The sequence below is a fragment of the Streptomyces sp. NPDC048331 genome (assembly GCF_043201215.1).
GTDB lineage: Bacteria > Actinomycetota > Actinomycetes > Streptomycetales > Streptomycetaceae > Streptomyces.
Genome location: NZ_JBICYT010000003.1, coordinates 425,829 through 445,046, shown reverse-complemented (window position 1 = coordinate 445,046; position 19,218 = coordinate 425,829). Strand labels below are relative to the sequence as shown.

Below are 19,218 nucleotides of genomic sequence, written 5' to 3'. Positions count from 1 at the left end.
CGGGCACGTCCCGTGTCCGCCGCCGTCGTCACCCTCGCCGTCCCCTCAGCCCCGGTCAGGAGCCCTGAGGGGCCGCTCCGCCGCTCCCTCCCCGCGTCGCGGGCGTCGCCGCCTCGCACAGTCCGCGCAGCAGGCCCAGGGCCTCCCGCAGCCCACCGGGGCGCAGCATGCCCGGGGCGGGCGCGGGCCCCGCCCAGCCGGGGCCCGCCAGGAGAACCGTGGTCCGGGCGCGTGCGCCCTTGACGCCCCAGGCCGTGTCGGCGACATGCCGGGCGAGGGCGTGGTGGGCGGTGGAGCGGGCCTGGGCCCACAGCACCACCGCGCCGGGTCCCGTCCGGCGCACGGCCTGGACCAGCGCCTCCGGCGGCACCGCGGCGCCGAACATCCGGGCGGGCAGACCCAGTTCCGCGAGAGCGGCGGCGAGCGCCTCCAGCGGGAGGGTGTGTTGCTCGCCCGGTACGCACGCCAGCAGGATCGGAGGAGCGCTCGCCCGGGGCCCGGACAGCGCCCCGATGCTCACGCGGCGTAGCGCCGTCGAGACGTGCCAGGAGAGCAGGTGCTCGACCTCGACGTACTGGTCGCCCGAGGTCTCCCACTTGCGCCCCACGGCGTGCAGGGTCGGCACCATCACCTCCTCCCAGGTGGTGACCAGGCCGTACTCGCCGATCAGCGAACCGAGCATCTCGTCCATGGTCGGCGAATCGAGCCGGACGGCGGCCCGGCCCAGCCCCCGGCACTCCTGGCGCACATCGCCGAGCGGCAGGCCGTTGCCCGATCCCGGCTGACGGGTCGGGGCCGGGGAGGCGACCGTGGGCACGGCGGGCACCGATCCGGCCCGGGCGGCGCGCGCGGCCTCCGCGGGCGGCACTCCCGACGCGGTCAGGCGGCACATCTCCTGCAGCACGGCGATGTCCCCGGGGGTCCACCGCCGGTGCCTGCCGTCCTCACGGGCGGCCGGTCCGATGCCGTAGCGCCGGTCCCAGGAGCGGAGCGTCGTCGGGGCGACGCCCAGTCGGCGCGCCACGGCCCCGGTGGTGACGCCGTGCGCGGCCCCTCCGGGCTCGCCGGGCTGTGCGGATTCGTTCATACCTCCATCATGCGACGCACAAACGATGCGAGTGGAATCGATGCGCCGACGGGTCGGAATCTGGACGGGAACCGGCCCCGGCCCCGAGGAGCAGTCGCCATGACCGCACAGAGCGTCACCGCCCGGCCGTCCCCCGTGTCCGCCGCCCGGGAGCGGCTCCTCGACCACGAGGTCGCCGACGGTTTCGTGCGCGGCGACGAGCGGTGCCTGAGCGCCGCGTACCGCCGATGGGGCGGCCTGGTCCTCGCCCTGGCGGCCCGCACCCTCGGCGACTCCAGAGAGGCCGAGGACGTCAGCCAGCAGGTCTTCCTCGCCGCCTGGCAGGGTCGTGCCAACTACCGGCCGGAGCGCGGGCCGTTCCCCGGCTGGCTGGTCGGGATCACCCGGCGGAAGATCGCCGACGCGCTGACCGCCCGCACCCGGCGGCTCGACCTGGTCGCCGCGGCCGGCGCCGCCCTGCCGCCGCCCACGGGCGAGCCGCCGGCGGGCCCGGAAACCGTCCTGGACCGGCTTCTCCTCACCGACGAACTGGCGAAACTGCCCCGCGCGCAGCGGGAGGTACTGGCCATGGCCTTCTACGCGGACCTCACCCAGGCCCAGATCGCCGAACGCACCGGACTGCCGCTGGGCACCGTCAAGAGCCACGCCCGGCGGGGGCTGCACCGGATGCGCCACTGCCTCGGCGCCGAGGCGCACGGCGGCAGCGTCCCCGGCGTCCCCAACGGCAGCAGCGCCGGCAGTGGTGGCAGCGGTGGCAGCGGTGGTGGGTCGGCGGTTCCGACCGGCCCCCGGCGCCCGTCGGAACAAGATTCCCATCCGCGGGCCGCCCGGCGCCGAAGTACCCGAGAAACGCCCGGCACCGGCCGTGCCGGGCAGGCGAGCGCGAGGGGTTGATCGACGTGGACCGGCGGAGAGTCGCTGTGGTGGGCGGGGGAGTGGCAGGGCTGACGGCCGCCCACATCCTGCAACGCACCTACGACGTGGTGCTGTACGAGGCGGACGACCGCCTCGGCGGCCACGCCCACACCCATGAACTGACCACCGAGGACGCGGGAACGGTCCACGTGGACAGCGGATTCATCGTGCACAACGAGCGCACCTACCCGCACCTGCTGCGGCTGTTCCGGGAACTCGGCGTCACCACGCAGGAATCCGAGATGAGCATGTCCGTACGGTGCGACGGCTGCGGCCTGGAGTACGCGGGCGCCCGGGGCGCGGCCGGACTGCTCGGCGGGGGCAACCTGCTGCGCGGCCGCCACCTGCGCATGCTCGCCGAGGTACCGCGCTTCCACCGGGCCGCCCGGCGGCTGCTCGCCGCTCCGGACAGCGGGCGGACCCTGGGCGAGTTCCTCGACGAGCACGGCTTCTCCCGCTACTTCGTCGGCCACTTCGCCATCCCGCTCGTCGCGGCCGTCTGGTCGTGCGCGCCGGACACCGCTCTCCAGTACCCCGCCCGGTACCTCTTCCGCTTCCTGGCCCACCACGGACTGCTGTCCGTCAAGGGATCCCCCCAGTGGCGTACCGTCACGGGCGGTTCGGCCGACTACGTGGCCAAGGCCGCCAAGCACCTCACCTCCGTCCGTACCTCGACCCCGGTCCGGGCCGTCGTGCGCGCCGCCGACCACGCGCGCGTGGTCACACCGGACGGCGACTCGACCCCGTACGCCGCCGTGGTCGTCGCCGTCCACCCCGACCAGGCGCTGCGCCTGCTGGCCGATCCGACCGAGGACGAGGTCCGGATCCTCGGCGCGTTCACCTACTCCCGCAACCCCACGGTGCTGCACCGCGACACCTCGCTGCTGCCCCGCTCCGCGCACGCGCGCGCCTCGTGGAACTACTGGCTGCCCTCCTGCTCCGCGCGACCCGAGAGCGTCCAGGTCAGCTACGACATGAACCGGCTCCAACAACTGCCCACCGCCGAGCCGCACATCGTCACCCTCAACGCCCGCGGCCGCGTCGATCCCTTCGACGTGATCGCCCGCATGGTGTACGAACACCCCGTCTACACCCCCCGGTCCGTCGCGGCGCAGGAGGAACTGCCCCGGCTGAACACCTCCGTGACCGCCTTCGCCGGCGCCTACCACGGCTGGGGCTTCCACGAGGACGGCTGCCGTTCCGGCGTCGCCGCGGCCGAGGCCCTGGGGGTGCGGTGGTGAACGGCGTCTCTGCCGGGCCGGCCGCCCCGCCCCGCGTACCGGCCCTCTACTCGTGCACGGTGGCCCACACCCGCGCCACCCCCGTCCGGCACGCCCTCCGGCAGCGCACCTACCTATGGCTCATCGACATCGACGACCCACCCCGCATACCCCGGGTGCTGCGCCCGCTGGCCCGGTTCGACGTCCGCGACCACTTCGGTGGCGAGGCCCCGACCCTGCGGGAGGGCCTCCGGGCCGAACTCGCCGCCCACGGCGTGGCGGACGTCGACGGCCGCGTCCTCATGCTCGCCCACGCCCGGGTCCTCGGCCACGTCTTCAACCCGCTCACCCTCTACTGGTGCCACGACCGTGCCGGCACCCCGGTCTGCGTCGTCGCCGAGGTCCACAACACCTACGGCGAACGCCACTGCTACGTGCTGCGCCCCGGCGCCGACGGCCTGGCCGAGGTCCCCAAGGACTTCTACGTCTCGCCGTTCTTCGCGGTCGAGGGCTACTACCGGATGCGGCTGCCCGTCCCCGACGAGCACCTCGACCTGACCGTGCAACTGCGCCACGGCGACGGGACCTGCCCCTTCACCGCGACCGTCCGGGGCAGCCACCGTCCGGCCGGCGTCCGCACCCTCTTGGGAGCCGCCCTGCGCCACCCGTGGTCCACCGCCCGCGTCTCCCTCGGCATCCGCTTCCACGGCATCCGCCTCTTCCTCCGCGGCCTACCGATCAGCCCCCGTCCCGTCCGTCCCGTCCGTCCTCCCCGTCCCGTCGGTCCCGTCAGTCCTGTCCGTACCGTCCGCCCCCCGCAGGAAGGCACCCTGTGACCGTCTCGTACATCCCGGCCCACGAGAGCGCGCTCGCACCCGTCGACCCGGCGCGCTGGCCCGACGTGGCCCGGCCGCCCCACACCTCGGCCCTGCGCACCGCCGTCGCCGAGCGGATCCTCGGCCGGGCCCTCGCCCGGCTCCCGCTGCGGGTCCGCCACGGAGCCCGGGAACCGGCCGCGTACGACGTTCCCCGGCAGGCCGGAGCGCTGCCCACCCTCACCCTCCACGACCCCGAGGCCTTCCACCGCCGGATCGGCGCGGACGGCCTGATCGGCTTCGGCGAGTCGTACATGGCCGGGGAATGGGACAGCGACGACCTGGTCGGCGCCCTGACCGTGCTCGCCACCCACGTCGACGACCTGGTGCCGGCGCCGCTGCGCCGGCTGCGCGAGGCCTGGGTCCGCCGCCGCCCGGAGCAGCAGCGCAACACCCCCGAGGGGGCACGGGAGAACATCCACCGCCACTACGACCTGTCGAACGAACTGTTCACGCTGTTCCTCGACCGGAGCATGAGCTACTCCTCCGCGGTCTTCGCCGCCTTCCCCGCCCAGCCCGCCACCTTCACCGCCGCCCAGCACCGCAAGATCGACCGGCTCCTCGACCTCGCGGACGTCGGACCGGGCACCCGGGTGCTGGAGATCGGTACCGGCTGGGGCGAGCTGGCGATCCGGGCCGCGTCCCGGGGCGCCGAGGTACTGACCGTGACGCTCTCCGCCGAGCAGCGTGACCTGGCCCGCGAGCGCATCGCCGCGGCCGGCCTCGGCGACCGGGTCACCGTCGAACTGCGCGACTACCGCCACGTCGAGGGGTCCTTCGACGCCGTCGTCAGCGTGGAGATGATCGAAGCGGTCGGCGCCGAGTACTGGGCCACCTACTTCGCCGCCCTGCGCCGGCTCCTCGCCCCCGGCGGCCGCGTCGCCCTCCAGGCCATCACCATGCCGCACGAGCGCATGCTCCTGACCGCCCGCACGCACACCTGGATCAGCAAGTACATCTTCCCCGGCGGGCTCATCCCCTCCCGCGAGGCGATCGCCCGCACGAGCGCCGCGGCCGGACTGAGCACCGTGGCGGACGACGGCTTCGGCGACCACTACGCGGAGACGCTGCGGCTGTGGCGCGAGGAGTTCGACCGGCAGGCCGACCCCGTCGCCGCCCTCGGCTTCGACCGCACCTTCCACCGCATGTGGGAGCTGTACCTCGCCTACTCCGAGGCGGGATTCCGCTCGCGCTACCTCGACGTACGCCAACTGCTGTTCACCGCCGACGACCACGGGCCGCTGGAGCCCTGATGACCCCGGACTGGGGCGCGCTGTCCCTCAACCTGGCCGCGGCGGCCGGCGCCGCGCTCGCCGTCATGCTGGCCACCTTCGCCGTGGCCGTGGTCAAGGGCCTGCACCGGATCGTCGACATCGCCTGGGGTGTCGCCTTCGCCGCGGTGGCGCTCACCAGCTGGCTGCTGTCGGCGGGACACGGCGACGACGGCCGGCGCCTCGCGGTCGCGGCGGCGACCGTCGTATGGGGACTGCGCCTGGCCCTGCACATCGCCGGGCGCGGCCGGGGCCACGGCGAGGACCCGCGCTACGCCCGCATGCTCGCCCGGGCCCCGGGCAGCACCCGGCTCTACGCCCTGCGCAAGGTCTACCTGCTCCAGGGCGCGCTGGTCTGGCTCGTCTCGCTGCCCGTGCAGGTGGCGTCGTACGTACCCGTCCCGCTCGGGCCGCTCGCCGCCGTCGGCCTGCTGCTGTGGGCGACCGGACTGCTCTTCGAGGCGGTCGGGGACCTCCAGCTGGCCCGCTTCAGGCAGCGCCCCGAACACCGGGGCACGATCATGGACAAGGGTCTGTGGAGCTGGACCCGGCACCCCAACTACTTCGGTGACTTCCTCGTCTGGTGGGGTCTCTATCTGCTCGCCTGCGCGACCTGGCAGACTGCGGCACTCACACTGGTCTCACCCCTGGTGATGAGCGCGCTGCTGATCTGGGGCAGCGGCAAGAGACTGTTGGAGGAGCACATGGCGGACCGGCCCGGGTACGCCGACTACGCGGCCCGCACCAGCGGGTTCTTCCCGCGTCCGCCGCGCCGCATACGCCCGGAGGCACGATGACGGCCGGGACCGAGCGGGACACGGAGTCCACCGGCCAGGGCCGCGCCCTCGTGCTCCGCACGTCCCCCGCGACACCGGCGGCCGCGGTCCTGCTGCTGCACGGCGGACGCGAGGAGGGGCCGGAGCCGCCGCCCCTGGTCAACCTGCCCGCCCTGCGGATGCGGCCCTTCGCGGCCGCGGTCGCCCGTGCGACGCGCGGGCGTGACGTCCTGGTGGCGGAGGTCCGCTACCGGCACCGCGGCTGGAACGGCTCCCGCTGCGACGCCGCCCGCGACGCGGAGGCCGCCCTCGCGCGGCTGCGGGGGCTGGCCGGGGACGTACCGGTCGTCCTGGTCGGCCACTCGATGGGCGGCCGGGCGGCGCTACGGGTGGCCGGCGCACCCCTGGTCCACGGCGTGGTGGCCCTCGCCCCCTGGTGTCCGCCGGGTGAACCGGTGGACCACCTCGCGGGTCGCCGGATCTACCTGCTGCACGACGAGGCGGACCGGGTGACCTCGGCCGCGGGGTCCTGGGAGTTCGTCCGCCGGTCCCGGCTCGCGGGCGCCGACGCCACGGCCGTCCCGATGTCCACGGGCGGCCACGCGATGCTCCGCGGCGCGGGCGCCTGGCACCGGCGTACCGCCGCGCTCGTCGCCGGCCTGGTCACCCGGGACTGAGCCCCGGCGGCCGGGCTCGCCACCGGACCGATCCCGCCACCGAGGAGACCCGCGACACCTGGCGCCAGGGGTCCCGTCCGCGCCACCGACCCGCGGAGCCCGACCGTTCCGGACGGGTCCGGTGGCCGGCATCCCCTCGTCGCCATGGCCGGACAGGCGCCGGGAACACCTTTCCGGCCTCCCTGCGGTGCCCCCTCGGCCAAGCCCCGAGCAGGCCGGTACGCGCCTATTTGACGTGCACCTGCTAGGGCAAAATGGCAGATGTCACGGGCAAATCGGTACGGGAGGGTGTGTCTTGGCGTTGCTGTCCTTACCGGTACGGCGCATACGGGCACTACGCGGGACCAGCGGAGTGGGATCGGGCCTGCAACGCGCCCAGTCCTTCATGATCGTGGCCACCCTCCTCTACCGGGCGAGCCATCTGACGGTGGGCGCCCTCGCCGTCACCCAGCGCCGGTCGGAACTGCCCCTGCAATACGTGGGATTCGCCGCCGCCCTGGGGCTGAGCGCGCTGACCTACGGCACCGCCCTGCGGCGCGGCTGGTTCGACCGCCGGCACATCTGGGCGGACGTCCTGATCACCGGCTGCGTGCTGCCCCTGGCCTTGTGCGCCTGGGGCGGACTGCGCGAGCCGCCCGCGATCGCGTGGGCCATGCTGCTCGGCGGATCGGCCAGCGCCGTCGTGGCCATCTCCCTCGAACGACTGCACGCCCTCGCCGTCATCGCCCTCCTCGTGGTCGTCCACTTCGTCGGCTACCAGGCGGTGGGCGCGAGCCCCGCCGTGATTCTCGGCCACACCAACTCGCTCGTCTCCTCGGCCGTGATGACCTGGCTCTTCCGCTGGTACCTGCTCCGCCAGGGCCGCCTCCTCGACGAGGCCAACGCCCGCGCGGTGACCGCCGAGGCCCACAAGGCGCGCTTCGCCGAGCGGCTGGAACACCACCGGGCCCTGCACGACACCGTCCTCGCCACCCTGACCACCCTGGCCTCGGGCTCGGTCGACGCCAACGCCCCCGAGGTGCGCCGCCGCTGCGCGCGCGAGGCCGCGTACCTGCGCCGGCTGATCCAGCAGACCGCGAACGAGGTCCACCACCGGGAGATCGGCACCGCCCTGGAGGACGCGGTCGTCTCCGTCGAAAGCCTCCAACTGCGGGTCACCGCCCAGTACCACGACCTGCCGCAGGTGCCCCCCGAGGTCGCCGCCGCGCTGGGCGACGCCGTCCGCGAGGCCCTGAACAACGTACGGCGCCACGCGGGCACCGGACACGCCTACCTCACCGCCACCAAGGACCCGGACGGACGCGGGGGAGCCCTCGTCACCGTCGTCGACCGGGGTCCCGGATTCGACCCCGAACGGTGCCGGCCCGGCCTCGGCCTGCGCGGCTCGGTCCACGGCCGGATGGCGGAGGTGGGGGGCCGGGCGACCGTGGACACCGCCCCCGGCGAGGGCGTGCGGGTGGAGCTGAGATGGCCCGGGTGATCACCGTTTCGGTGGTCGACGACGACCGGATGCTCCTCGACGGCCTGCGTGCCTGGCTCGGCGGCGTGCCGGAGCTGCGGCTCGTGGCGACCGCCGCCACCGTCGGCGAGCTCCTCGGCGCACCGGACGCGCAACTTCCCTACGGCTTCGGTGCGACGGGCCACTCCCCGCCCGACATCGTCCTCCTCGACCTCGTCCTGCGCGACGGATCCGCCCCCGCCGACAACATCCGGCGGCTGCTGCGGACCGGCAGCCGGGTCCTGATGATCAGCACGGTGCCCGACCGCTCCCGGATCATCGAGGCCATCCGGGCGGGCGCCGACGGCTACCTGACCAAGGACCACGACCTGCCCACCCTGGTCGCCGCCATCAAGGACCTGGCCTCCGGCCGGGGCGCCCTCTCCGCGGAACTCGCCTTCGCCTGTGCCTACGACGACAGCCCCGCCCGCCCCCGCCTCTCGCCCAGGGAACGACAGATCCTCCTCGACTACGCCTCCGGACTGACCTTGAAATCCGCCGCCCGGCGGGCCGGCATCACCGTCCACACCGCCAAGGACTACCTGGACCGGGTCAAGGCCAAGTACCAGCAGGCGGGCCGACCCACCTACACCAAGCTCGACCTGGCACAGCGGGTACGGGAAGACAGTCTCGACGGGGGCTGACCACCCCCACAAGCCCCCCAAACGGACGGCTACAGGGGGCACACGCACCGTCCATATCGTCATCCCCGGCGGCGCCTCGGAGGGCCCGCCGGAAAGGGGACGAGCCGGTGTCCATCTTCTGGCCGGCGCTGCCGGAGGACTGTACCGTCGCGGGCCAGGACGGTGGCCCGCACCCGAGGCGAGGGGAACTCATCGGCCGCGGGCCCGAGATGGGGCAGATCATGCGCGCGCTGGCGGACGCCCGGTCCGGGCGCGGCACGGCACTCTTCGTCACCGGGGAGCCCGGTGTCGGCAAGACCCGACTGGCCGCCGAGGCCCTCGCCATGGCCGCCGAGACCGACATGGTCACCGTACGGGGGCGGGCCGGTGCGGTCGGCTCACCCGTCCCGTACCGGCCGTTGGTCGAGGCGCTGCTCCTGCTGTCCCGGGCCGGCCTGCTGCCCGACCCGGACGAACTCGGCCGCTACGGCCCGGTCATGGCCCGGCTGCTGACCGGCGCCCGGGACACCGACGCCGACGCCGCCTCGCACCTCGTGGTCGCCGAAACCATGCTGCGCCTGCTCACCGTCGTCGGAGAACGACCGGGCTGCCTGCTCGTCCTCGACGACCTGCACGACGCCGACGTCGGCACACTGGCGGTCGTCGACTACCTCATCGACAACATCGGGCACCAGCCGGCGGTCCTCCTCCTCGTCACCGGATGCGCACCCCGCGCCGCGACCGAACTCGCCTCGCGGGCCCGCCGACGCGACGCCGCCACAGTGCTCGACCTCGGCCCCCTCAGCCGCCCCGACGTCCACCTGCTCATCGCGGCCGAACTGCGCGTCCCGCCGACCGAGGTCTGCCCCGACCTCGTGCACCGCGCCGTCGACAGCACCGCCGGCATCCCCTTCGTCGTCAAGGAACTCGTCCACGACCTCACCGGCCGCCCGGCCCGCCACGACCCGGGGACACCCGCCGTCCCGGCGACCGTCGCGGACAACGTCAGACGCCAGGCCGAGCGGCTCGGCCCGCTCGGCGTGGAACTCCTCGGCATGGCCGCCCTGTTCGGCCGCCGCTTCGCACTGCCCGTACTGGAGCGCGCCATCGGCCGCGACCACGCCGAGCTGTCCGCGGTCCTGCGCGCCGCGGTCGCCTCGTACCTGATCACGCCGGACGGTCCGGGCACCCAGTGGTACACCTTCCGCTACCCGCTGGCGGCCGAGGCCCTGCTGGACGACCTCGGCCCCGGGGAACGCACCCGCCACCTACGGCGGGCGGCGCGCGCCCTCACCGACCTCCACCCCGGGCTGCCCGGAACCTGGTGCGAGCACGCCGCCCAACTGCACGAGCACGCCGGCGACACCCCCGAGGCCATCCGCCTGTACGGCGAGGCGGCCGGCCGGGCGTCGGGCGAGGGCGCGGTGGACCGGGCCGTGGACCTGCTCGTCCGGGCCCATCGGCTCGTCGAACCGGACACCGCGCCCGAACTGCGCGCCACGGTCCTGGAACGCCTGCTGGACGCCGTCGCCCGCTCGGCGCGGTTCGACGGCCTGCCCACACCCGCCGCCCTCCTGAACACCCTCGGCGGCGACGGCGGCGAGCACGACATACCCGCCGAGCGCCGCGCCGGCCTCCACGCCCGACTGAGCGACCTCGCCACCCTGACGGGCCGCCCCGCGGAAGCCCTGTGGCACCTCGACATCGCCCGCGCACTGCTCGGCAGCCACCCGGCCGACGAGCACGCCGCCCTCGTGGACCTCTCCGCCGTGCAGGTGGAACTGAGCCGGCTCGCCCCCGACCGGCTGCGCACCGCCACCCGGTACGCCCTCCGGGCCCTGCACGCCGCCCAACGCGTGGACCTGCCCGACGTGGCCTGCAGGGCCCTGCTGATGCTCGGGCAGCTGGCCCGGGAACAGGACGAGCCGACGGCCGCGGCCCACTTCCGGCGGGCCCGCGCCATCGCCCTCGCCCGCCGGCTCCCGGTCCCGCGCGTGGCCGCCGACGTGCACATGGCCATCGTCGCCGCGAGCCACGACGGCCTGCCCACCCGGATCGAACAGGCCCGGCAGGAGGCCCTGGGCATGGGGCTTCTCCCCCTGGCCCACGAAACCGGCTTCGTCCTCGCGCTGGACCGGATCCGGCGCGGCCGGTACGAGGAGGCCCGGGACCGGATCCGGGAGGCCGCCGCCGACGCCTCACGGCTCGGACTCGGCCGCTCCCTGGCCATGCTGCGCCTCGCCGAGGCCGTACGGTACGCCCACCAGGGCCGCCGGGCCGAGATGCGCGGGGCGCTGGAGCGGCTGGCCCCGCTGCTGGACACGGCGCCCGGGGTACGCGCGATGTCGTACGGGCTGGCACGAGCCTTCTGCTCGCTGCTGGAGGAACGGCACGAGGCCGCCGGGCAGGAGTTCGCGCAGGCCCTCGCCTACGACGCGGAGAACCCCGCGATGGGCGGCTTCGGCAAGCACGGCGTCATCCTGCTGCTCGGCGTGCTGGACGGCCGTATGGGCCGGCCCCACCACGCCGAGATCACGCGGGCGAGCGCCGCCGCCACCCGCTGGAACCACCAGTTCACCGGCCTGGCGCACGCCGTGCTGCTCGGCCGCGAGGGCCGTCGCGACGAGGCGAGCGCCGCCGCGAGCAAGGCGTTGGAGGCGTCCGAACCCTTCCCCATGGCCCGCAGGCTGTGCCTGCGCCTCGTCGCGCAGTCGGCGTACGAGGACGGCTGGGGCACGCCGGTCGAGTGGCTGCGCGAGGCGGAGGAGTACTTCCACGACGCGGGCCTCCAGGCGGTCGCCGGAGCCGCCCGGGCGCTGCTGCGCGGGATGGGCGCCTCGGTCCGGCAACGCCGCACGGGCACCGAGCGGGTGCCGCCGGACCTGCGCCGGTGCGGGATCACCGTCCGCGAGTTCGAGGTGGCCCGGCTGGTCGCCGAACGCATCAGCAACAAGGACATCGCCGGCCGGTTGCACATCTCGTTGCGCACCGTCGAGAAGCACGTGGCGAGCCTCCTGCAGAAGACCGGCCACCCGAACCGGACGGCCTTCGCCACCGCCACCCGCGACCTGACCACCTGACCCGCCCGACCCGCCAGACCGCCAGGCCCGCCTCAGGAGAGGCGGGCCAGCGGGTGTCCGGCCGCCAGGGTCACCACACGGTCGAAGCGACCGTCGAGATCCTCGTCCCCGTGGTGCACGACGAGCAGCGCCCGCCCGGCGGTCCGCTCGCGAAGCAGCCGGAAGACCAACTCCCGGCCGCGGTCGTCGAGGTTCGCGAACGGCTCGTCGGCGAGGTACAGGTCGGCGTCCTCGCACAGCAGCGCGGCGACCCCGACACGCTGGCGCTGACCCGAGGACAGCTCCGACGGCAGCCGCTCGGCGGGCCCGTCCAGGTCCAGCGCGGCGCGCAGCCGCTCGTCGGGGACGAGGTCGCGCACCGGCAACGGGGGCAGGTTCACCGGGGCGGTCAGGCTCGCCACCCGGGGCGGCAGGGTGACCGACCCGGCGTCGGGGGCGAGCGTCCCGGAGATGATGTGCAGCAGCGTGGTCTTCCCGCAGCCGTTGGGGCCGCGCAGCAGGACGTGCTCGCCGGGGCTCAGCTCGAAGGAGTCGAACGACACCCCGGCCACCCCGGCCACCCCGTTCTTCTCGGACCCGTCGGCCTCGTCCCCGGCCGCGCCGCCGTACACGACCCGGACCCCGTGGACCCGTACCAGCGGCCCCTCGTCGTGGTACGGGCTCTGCCGGGACTCCCGCAGGGACTCGATCCGTTCGAGGACGGCCGTGCTCCGGCGGGCCTGCGGAATCATGTTGATGAGGTCGAACATCCCGGTCACCGCCCGCCACAGCGAGTTGACGAAGGCGAGGAAGCTGCCGAAGGACATCCGGCCGGAGAAGACGAAGAAGGCTCCGACGACCATCGAGGCGGTGTCCGACAGGTTCATCACCAGGTCGCTGAGGGTCCGCTGGCGCTGCGCCAGCCGGAAGTTGACGAAGGTGATGCCGAGGAAGCCGCGCAGCGCGTCCTGGTTCGCGCGGCGCGCGCCCGGGAGCAGCGACGGCAGACCGCGCAGGGCGGAGAAGGCCTCCAGCGTCCGGGTCAGCGTGTTGATGTACCGGGCCTCCGCCTCGCGTTCGGGACCGGTGTTCTCCTCGATCCGCCGGCCGAGCCGGTTGCTCACGAACACCAGCGGCGGCACGATCACCAGCAGGACGAGGCTGGCCTGCCAGGACAGGTACAGCAGCACCCCGAGGAAGACGACCGAGGTGACCGCCTGCCGCGCGATGCGCAGGGACACGTCGACGGCCGGCAGCACCCCCTGGGACACGTCGTTGTGGATGCGGCTGACGTACGAGGCGTTGCCCGCCCGTGCCATCCTCCGGCCGTCCAGGCCGAGCGCGCGGCCCAGCAGCTCGGTCTCCAGCACCAGCGTGAACGCGTTCTCGAAATGCTTGCGCCGGCAGGCGATCCAGTACCCGGTGAGGTTGAGGGTCAGCCCCAGGGCGAGGTAGGTGGCGCCGAGGAACAGGAAGCGCCGCAGGTCGGCGGTGAGGATCGCCTCGTCGAACAGGGCCTTGAGCAGCAGCGGGTGCAGCAGGGCCTCCAGCCCGCTCATGGTGACCTCGGCGACGAGGACCACCACGAACGGGGTCCGGTGACCGCGCAGCGTGCGCCAGAGCTGCCTCACCGGCCGACCTCGTCCAGCAGGAAGTCCGCCGGGCCTCCCCGGTTCGCCCGGTGGAGCACCCGCAGCACGCCCGCCGAGCCGGTCAGATAGTCGGTGGAGCAGCGCAGCAGTCCGTCACCGGGCAGAGCCAGCAGGGGCGGCCGGCCGTCCTCGCGCGGCAGCCCGAAGCGCTCGGCGGGCTCGAAGAGGAAGACCCTCCGGACGAAGTCGAGCTGGCGCAGGGCCGTGTCCCGGTACGACCGGTCGCCGGTGAACTCGGCCGCGTCCAGCAGCGCGTCGGCGACCCCGGCCATGCCGAAGGCGTAGCCCGGCATCACCGAGTACCGGACGTCCAACCCGCGCAGGACGGTCCGGGCCGCGTCCGTGTCCCCGTAGCGCAGCAGCACCTTCAGCACGCCCGCCGAACCGACCTCGACGTACGGCTCCATCGTCCCCTCGTGCTCGAACATGACCGGGCCGCCGTCGTCGTCGATGGGTGAGGCGTGGGCCATCTCCCAGGCGAGGGCCTCCCGCCCGAGCCGCAGGTGGCGCTCCTCGCCCGTGATCTGGTGCATGCGCAGCAGGAACATCGCGACACCGGCCTGCCCGAAGCCCAGGCCGGTCAGCGGTCCCTCGGCGCTGAAGTCGTTCAGCCAGTGGGCGTGGCCGCCGTCCCGCCGCGCCGTCTCGTGCAGCGCCCGGGCGCACTCCTGCGCGGCGGCGAGGTCGCGGGGGTCGTGGCCGCGCAGGAAGAAGCGCAGGTTGGTCATGCCGACCCCGGAGAGGCCGTAGTAGAAGGTGTGGTCGCCCTTGTCCACCGCGCGCTCGTTGGCCCGCGTCAGCAGCTCCCTGGCCGGTACGCCGAGTCCGAGGGAGTCGGCGGCCCAGGCGATGCCGGACAGGCCGTTCATGAGGCCGTCCGGATAGCGGGCCGGATCGATGTCCGCCAGTTCGCGGCTCAGCCAGTCACGCCACCGCGGCCGGATCGGGACGCCGCCGGCGTGCAGCGCCCACAGGACCCCGCTCGCCCCGAAGCCCAGGCTCAGCGGGTTGGTGACGTGCGCGAAGGGGTCCACGGGGAAGAGCGTGCGGCGCTCGGTGTCGGCGGTCGCCTCGATGAAGGCGGCCACCGCGGCCTCCGCGTCCGCGAAGCCCAGTTCCTCCTCGACGACCGGGAGCACCGGGGCGGCCTCGACCCGGTCCAGCAGGTCGTCGCCCTCGTCCTCCAGGGCCTTCAGGAGGTCGGTGAGGTCGATCCGGTCCCCGGCCAGGTCGGTGATCAGCCGGTGCACCCGCTCCGGCCAGCCCAGGCCCTCGGTGATGAAGATCCGGTACAGGTCGAGGACGTTCTCGCGCAGGTACGACATGGCGGCGATCGGGAAGACGAAGTACGCCATGGTGGAGGCGAGGGCGTACCGGTCGCCCTCCGGCCCGTACGCCTTGAAGCGGTTGCGGGACAGGCTGAAGCCCGGGGTGTAGAGCTCGACCGGCTTCGCCAGGGCGTCGTCGTCGCTCTCGGCCAGCCGGCAGGCCTCCAGGTCGACGATGGTCACCTCGTAGGTGTCCGGGTCGATGAGCAGGTTCGCGGCGGTGAAGTCGGCGAGGACCACCCCACGGTCGTGCGCGGCCCGGATCGCGCGGGCCAGCCCGCGGAAGACGGCGAGGAAGATCCGCAGGTACTCCCGTGACCGCTCGACGTCGAATCCCGGACGCGCCAGCGGGTTGCGCTCCAGCAGCACCGAGCGCATGTCCGAGCTGTCGACGAACTCCTCGGCGATGTAGTGGTGTTCCCAGTGCCGGAACTTCGCGATCGGATCCGGGTACGCGTCCACGTCGGCCAGCCGGTTCAGGAACATCCACTCGCGGCCGAGGATGTCCACGGCGTCGTGGTCCTGCCTCGGGTTGATGTTGGTGTGCGGGCGGGCCTCCTTGAGCAGCACCGGGCGGTCGTCGTCCGCGGTGTCCTCGGCCGTGTACACGCCGCCGCTGTTGGAGAACTGGATCGCGCCGGTCACCCGGAAGCGGCCGCCGAGCAGGCCGTCGTCCGCCTCGTCCTCGTCCGCGGGCCGCTGCCAGTCGTCGAAGGGCCAAGGCACCCAGGAGGGCTGCGCGTGACCCGGCCGCCGGTCGTCGGGGACGGGGCCGTCCGGTCCGAGGATCTGCGGCAGGGTGCGGCCGAGGACGTCGACGGTGTGGGTGTCGAGGAACTGGCCGTAGCGGAAGTAGAGGGCCTTGCTGTCCCGGTACCGCAGGTCCGACAGGACGTAGGCACCCTCGACGCCCTTCAGGAGACGGGCCAGGTCGGCCAGGCAGGTCCGGAACTCCGCGTCGTCGCGGGGGTAGACGGTGACGAGCTTGCCGCCGCTGCCCCGGGAGATGGCCTTGGAGTTGAGCATCTCGAAGACGTTGAGATCGAGAGCGATCTTGAAGTCGATGTCGCGTTCCGTCAGGTGCCCGATCACCGAGGTGGCGACCTCGCGCACGTGGCGGTGGTCCGACGAGATGTGGATCTTCCAGCCCTGCGCCGGCAGGGTCCGGTTGTGCCGGAAGCTCCACCAGATACCGCTGCGGACGAACCGGGCCCGCACCCGCTCGTCGAACGCGGCGAGGAAGTGGTCCGCGTTCGGTTCGTAGGAGACGTCGAGCGGGTCGAAGAACAGTGTGTCGTTCCACGCGAAGAGGAAGCGGTACACCCAGCGTTCGTTGCGCATGTCAGCCTCTGTTCAGCCTCTGTGGTCGTCCGAGGGGCCGCCGGCACAGCGGCTGCGGCAGCGGCCGTAGGGAACGGCAGGTCCGTGCGGGGGCGCGCCGAGCCCACGCACGGACCCGGCGGGTCAGTTCGGGTTCTGCGGCTCGCGCGGAGCCTTGCAGCAGTCGCTGCTGCTGCTCGTCAGGCTGATGGTGGCGGCAGCACTCGTCGTGGTGCGGGCCTCCATGTTCTGAAGCTTCAGGACGCTCATCCGGATCACCTCCTCGAAGGTCGGGTGCGTGGGTGGTGCGCTGACGTGGATTCCTTGCCGGCCGATCGGCAGGTCCGACTCAACGCCATCCCCGTCACCGCCACATGGGCGGTGGCCGCGCATAATCACCGGCCGTACCCCCCACCGGAGTGCCGCTCCGCACCGGGCGAAATGGTGGTGGTCCGTACCCTCCGGCCGGCGGCACCCGGTGTGGTAGAGAAGCTCGATGTCAGAGGCGGTGTCTAGCCTCGGGGTCATGTCCGAGACCTCCACGGGTGCGCCCGACCACGCGAATGTCCCGCCGACCGAGCCGCGATGGACCGTGCAGTGGGCCGACGGCCCCGTACCGGACCGGCGGCGCCCGCGTCCTCTCGTGGGGCACAGCGGCCCGGTGCGGACGGTGGCCACGGCCCTCGTCGACGGCAGACCGATCGCGGTGTCGGGCAGCCGGGACCACACCGTGCGCGTCTGGGACCTGGCGACGGGCGAGCAGCTGCACGATCCGGTCAGTGGCCGCACCGACCCGGTGTCCTCGATGACCGCCGAGGTGCTGTCCGTGGCCACCGCGGTCGCCGACGGCAGGCCCGTGGCCTTCAGCCTGCACGGCGACGAGTCGGTCCTGGTCTGGGACCTGGCCACCGGCCGCGCGGCCGGGGAGTTCGTCAGGCTCGTGGAGAGCGCCGTCCTGGACGGGCGCCGGGTCCTGCTCACCCTCGGGGCCGACGGGACGCTGTCCGTGGGGGACCTGCTCACCGGCCACCGGATCGCCGCCTTCCCGTCGGCGGCCGGCGTCGCGATGCTGGAGGGCCGTCGGGTCGTCCTCACCGTGGACGCCGTCGACGTGGACCGGACGGTTGGCGTGTGGGACATGGCCACGGGCGATCAACTCGCGCGGACCCTGGCGGTGGTGCGGACCGTGGACCTCGACGGACGGGTGCTCGCCGTCACCGCCCCGGAGCGGGACCGGGAGCCGGACCGGTGGCCGGACCCGGCGCCTGACCCGGGGGCGGGGCGGCTGTGGGACCTGGCCACCGGCGAGCCCGTGGACGCCACCGAGGCCGCCGCGGTCCTGGCCGACGGCGCGGACCTGCCCGGCGTGACGACCCTGACGGTGGTGCACGGACGCGCCGTCTCCGTCGGCCTCGACGGCGAGGAGCCCCGTTACATCGGTCCCCTGGCCCTCGCTCGCCAGAGCGGCGCCCTGGTCCGCACCCGGGCGCGCGAGACCGCGGTGCTGGACGGACGGACCGTCGCCCTCACCGCCGAGGCGGACGGCACCCTGCGCATCTGGGACCTGACGGACGACGCGCCGCGCGTGCACGGCATGCGGGTCATCGATGCCGTCGGCGCGAGCGGCACCGCGCCGGTCCTCCCGCCCGGCCCCGAGCGGGAGGCGGACCTGTGGCACCGGATCTGCGACCGCGGCAACGGCCCTTCCGGCAGCGCTGATCCGGTCCTGCTCACCGTGGAGCAGGACGACACGGTGGTGGTACGGGACCGGGCCACCGGAAAGCCCGTCGGCCCGCCGCTGACCGGACACACCGGCAAGGTCTGGGACGTGGCCACCACCGTCGTGGACGGGCGGCCCGTGGCGGTCACGGCGAGCGCCGACCACACACTCCGGACCTGGGACCTCTCCCACGCCCGCGCCCCGGGGGAGGGCCCGGCCCGTGCCGGCCACACCGGAACCGTCTCGGCGGTCACCACCACCGTCCTCGACGGAACCCCGGTGGTCGTCACGGCAGGCGCCGACCGCACCGTGCGCGTACGGGACCTGAGCACCGGCCGGCAGGTCACGGCGCCTGTGACGGGTATCGAGGGCGAGGTGACCGCGATGGTCGCATCGGAGGTGGACGGGCGGCCGGTGATCGTGACCGCGGGCTCCGGCGACACCCTGCACCTGCTCGACCTGGTGGGCGGGGAACACCTCGGCGGGCCCGTCACCAGCCACCACGGCCGGGTGTTGGCGCTGGCCGCCGCGACCCTCGCGGGCCGCCAGGTCGTGGTCACGGCCGGCTCCGACCGCACCGCGGCGATCTGGGACCTCGCGACCCGCCGACCGGTCGGCGAGCCGCTCACCGGCCACACGAGCAGGGTGACCGCCGTGGCGACGGCGGAGCCGGCGGGGCGACCCGTCGCCGTCACCGGCAGCTGGGACAAGACCGTACGGGTGTGGGACCTCGGCACGGGCCGGCAGATCGGCGAACCCCTCACCGGCCACGACGACTGGGTGACATCGGTGGCCACCACGCTGGTCGACGGCAGGCCCGTCGCGATCAGCAGGAGCCGCGACCGGACGGTGCGCCGATGGGACCTGGCCACGCTGCGGGAGATCGGCGAACCCCTGACCGGCCTTACGGATCCGACCGGGCCCATGGTCGTCACCACCGGGGGCGCCCGCTCGGTGGTGGCCATCGGCCAGGGCCAGGCCGTGCGCTTCTGGGACCTCGTCACGGGGCGCGAGGTGGGGAACGAGTACGCGCCGGTGCTCCCGGCGGCCGCGCTCGCGGCCGCACCGGGCGGCCGGCTCGTGGTCGCGTTCGGCCCGGAGATAGCGGTGTTGCGCCCGGCGGCAGGTTGACTCGATCGGACCGTTCGCCTCCGGTAGGTCGGGAGAATTCCGGGAGCAAGAGGCGGTGACCGATCG

General features: G+C 74.0%; 13 protein-coding genes and 1 pseudogene. 10 read left to right on the top strand and 4 right to left on the bottom strand.

What is annotated here, in order from left to right:
- Positions 1 to 55: 55 nt before the first annotated feature.
- Positions 56 to 1,087 carry a MerR family transcriptional regulator gene (locus ACGFYY_RS07890; RefSeq protein ID WP_393707606.1) on the bottom strand — a complete coding sequence of 344 codons (1,032 nt, stop codon included), beginning with the start codon at positions 1,085 to 1,087 and terminating at the stop codon, positions 56 to 58.
- A 99-nt stretch (positions 1,088 to 1,186) separates the two neighbouring features.
- Here ACGFYY_RS07890 and ACGFYY_RS07885 point away from each other — a divergent pair.
- The 9 genes and pseudogenes from ACGFYY_RS07885 to ACGFYY_RS07845 all read left to right on the top strand — a co-directional run.
- Positions 1,187 to 1,777, top strand: a pseudogene (locus ACGFYY_RS07885) (sigma-70 family RNA polymerase sigma factor); the annotation flags it as partial.
- Between the two features lie 203 nt (positions 1,778 to 1,980).
- Positions 1,981 to 3,243, top strand: coding sequence for an FAD-dependent oxidoreductase (locus ACGFYY_RS07880; RefSeq protein ID WP_365270985.1), 1,263 nt, complete (start codon positions 1,981 to 1,983; stop codon positions 3,241 to 3,243).
- Positions 3,240 to 4,058 (top strand): DUF1365 domain-containing protein, encoded by an 819-nt coding sequence (locus ACGFYY_RS07875; RefSeq protein WP_393707605.1) that lies wholly within the window; start codon positions 3,240 to 3,242, stop codon positions 4,056 to 4,058. The genes ACGFYY_RS07880 and ACGFYY_RS07875 overlap by 4 nt, the downstream gene beginning before the upstream one ends.
- The gene (locus ACGFYY_RS07870) at positions 4,055 to 5,350 is read left to right on the top strand and encodes a cyclopropane-fatty-acyl-phospholipid synthase family protein (protein ID WP_365270958.1); all 1,296 of its coding nucleotides are present in this window, start codon (positions 4,055 to 4,057) and stop codon (positions 5,348 to 5,350) included. The genes ACGFYY_RS07875 and ACGFYY_RS07870 overlap by 4 nt, the downstream gene beginning before the upstream one ends.
- Complete coding sequence (locus ACGFYY_RS07865; RefSeq protein WP_365270961.1) at positions 5,350 to 6,165, top strand: DUF1295 domain-containing protein; 816 nt, start codon at positions 5,350 to 5,352, stop codon at positions 6,163 to 6,165. Before ACGFYY_RS07870 ends, ACGFYY_RS07865 begins: the two co-directional genes overlap by 1 nt.
- Positions 6,162 to 6,821, top strand: a complete 660-nt coding sequence (locus ACGFYY_RS07860; protein ID WP_365270964.1) for an alpha/beta fold hydrolase — start codon at positions 6,162 to 6,164, stop codon at positions 6,819 to 6,821. The genes ACGFYY_RS07865 and ACGFYY_RS07860 overlap by 4 nt, the downstream gene beginning before the upstream one ends.
- Before the next feature lie 352 nt (positions 6,822 to 7,173).
- Complete coding sequence (locus ACGFYY_RS07855; RefSeq protein ID WP_393707604.1) at positions 7,174 to 8,301, top strand: sensor histidine kinase; 1,128 nt, start codon at positions 7,174 to 7,176, stop codon at positions 8,299 to 8,301.
- The gene (locus ACGFYY_RS07850; RefSeq protein ID WP_365270970.1) at positions 8,289 to 8,963 is read left to right on the top strand and encodes a response regulator transcription factor; all 675 of its coding nucleotides are present in this window, start codon (positions 8,289 to 8,291) and stop codon (positions 8,961 to 8,963) included. Before ACGFYY_RS07855 ends, ACGFYY_RS07850 begins: the two co-directional genes overlap by 13 nt.
- Positions 8,964 to 9,070: 107 nt before the next feature.
- A complete protein-coding gene (locus tag ACGFYY_RS07845; protein ID WP_393707603.1) occupies positions 9,071 to 12,022 on the top strand; it encodes an AAA family ATPase in 2,952 nt (983 codons plus the stop codon).
- 32 nt (positions 12,023 to 12,054) lie between these two features.
- Here ACGFYY_RS07845 and ACGFYY_RS07840 read toward each other — a convergent pair whose 3' ends face one another.
- The 3 genes from ACGFYY_RS07840 to ACGFYY_RS07830 form a co-directional block, all read right to left on the bottom strand.
- Positions 12,055 to 13,632, bottom strand: a complete 1,578-nt coding sequence (locus ACGFYY_RS07840; protein ID WP_393707602.1) for an ATP-binding cassette domain-containing protein — start codon at positions 13,630 to 13,632, stop codon at positions 12,055 to 12,057.
- Positions 13,629 to 16,322: a class III lanthionine synthetase LanKC gene (gene lanKC / locus ACGFYY_RS07835; RefSeq protein WP_393707601.1), complete on the bottom strand. Its 2,694-nt coding sequence runs from the start codon at positions 16,320 to 16,322 to the stop codon at positions 13,629 to 13,631. The genes ACGFYY_RS07840 and lanKC overlap by 4 nt, the downstream gene beginning before the upstream one ends.
- Before the next feature lie 123 nt (positions 16,323 to 16,445).
- Complete coding sequence (locus ACGFYY_RS07830) at positions 16,446 to 16,571, bottom strand: class III lanthipeptide (RefSeq protein ID WP_365280456.1); 126 nt, start codon at positions 16,569 to 16,571, stop codon at positions 16,446 to 16,448.
- Positions 16,572 to 16,827: 256 nt separating this feature from the next.
- Between ACGFYY_RS07830 and ACGFYY_RS07825 the strand changes: the two genes are divergently transcribed.
- Complete coding sequence (locus tag ACGFYY_RS07825; protein WP_393707600.1) at positions 16,828 to 19,152, top strand: WD40 repeat domain-containing protein; 2,325 nt, start codon at positions 16,828 to 16,830, stop codon at positions 19,150 to 19,152.
- Positions 19,153 to 19,218: the final 66 nt, after the last annotated feature.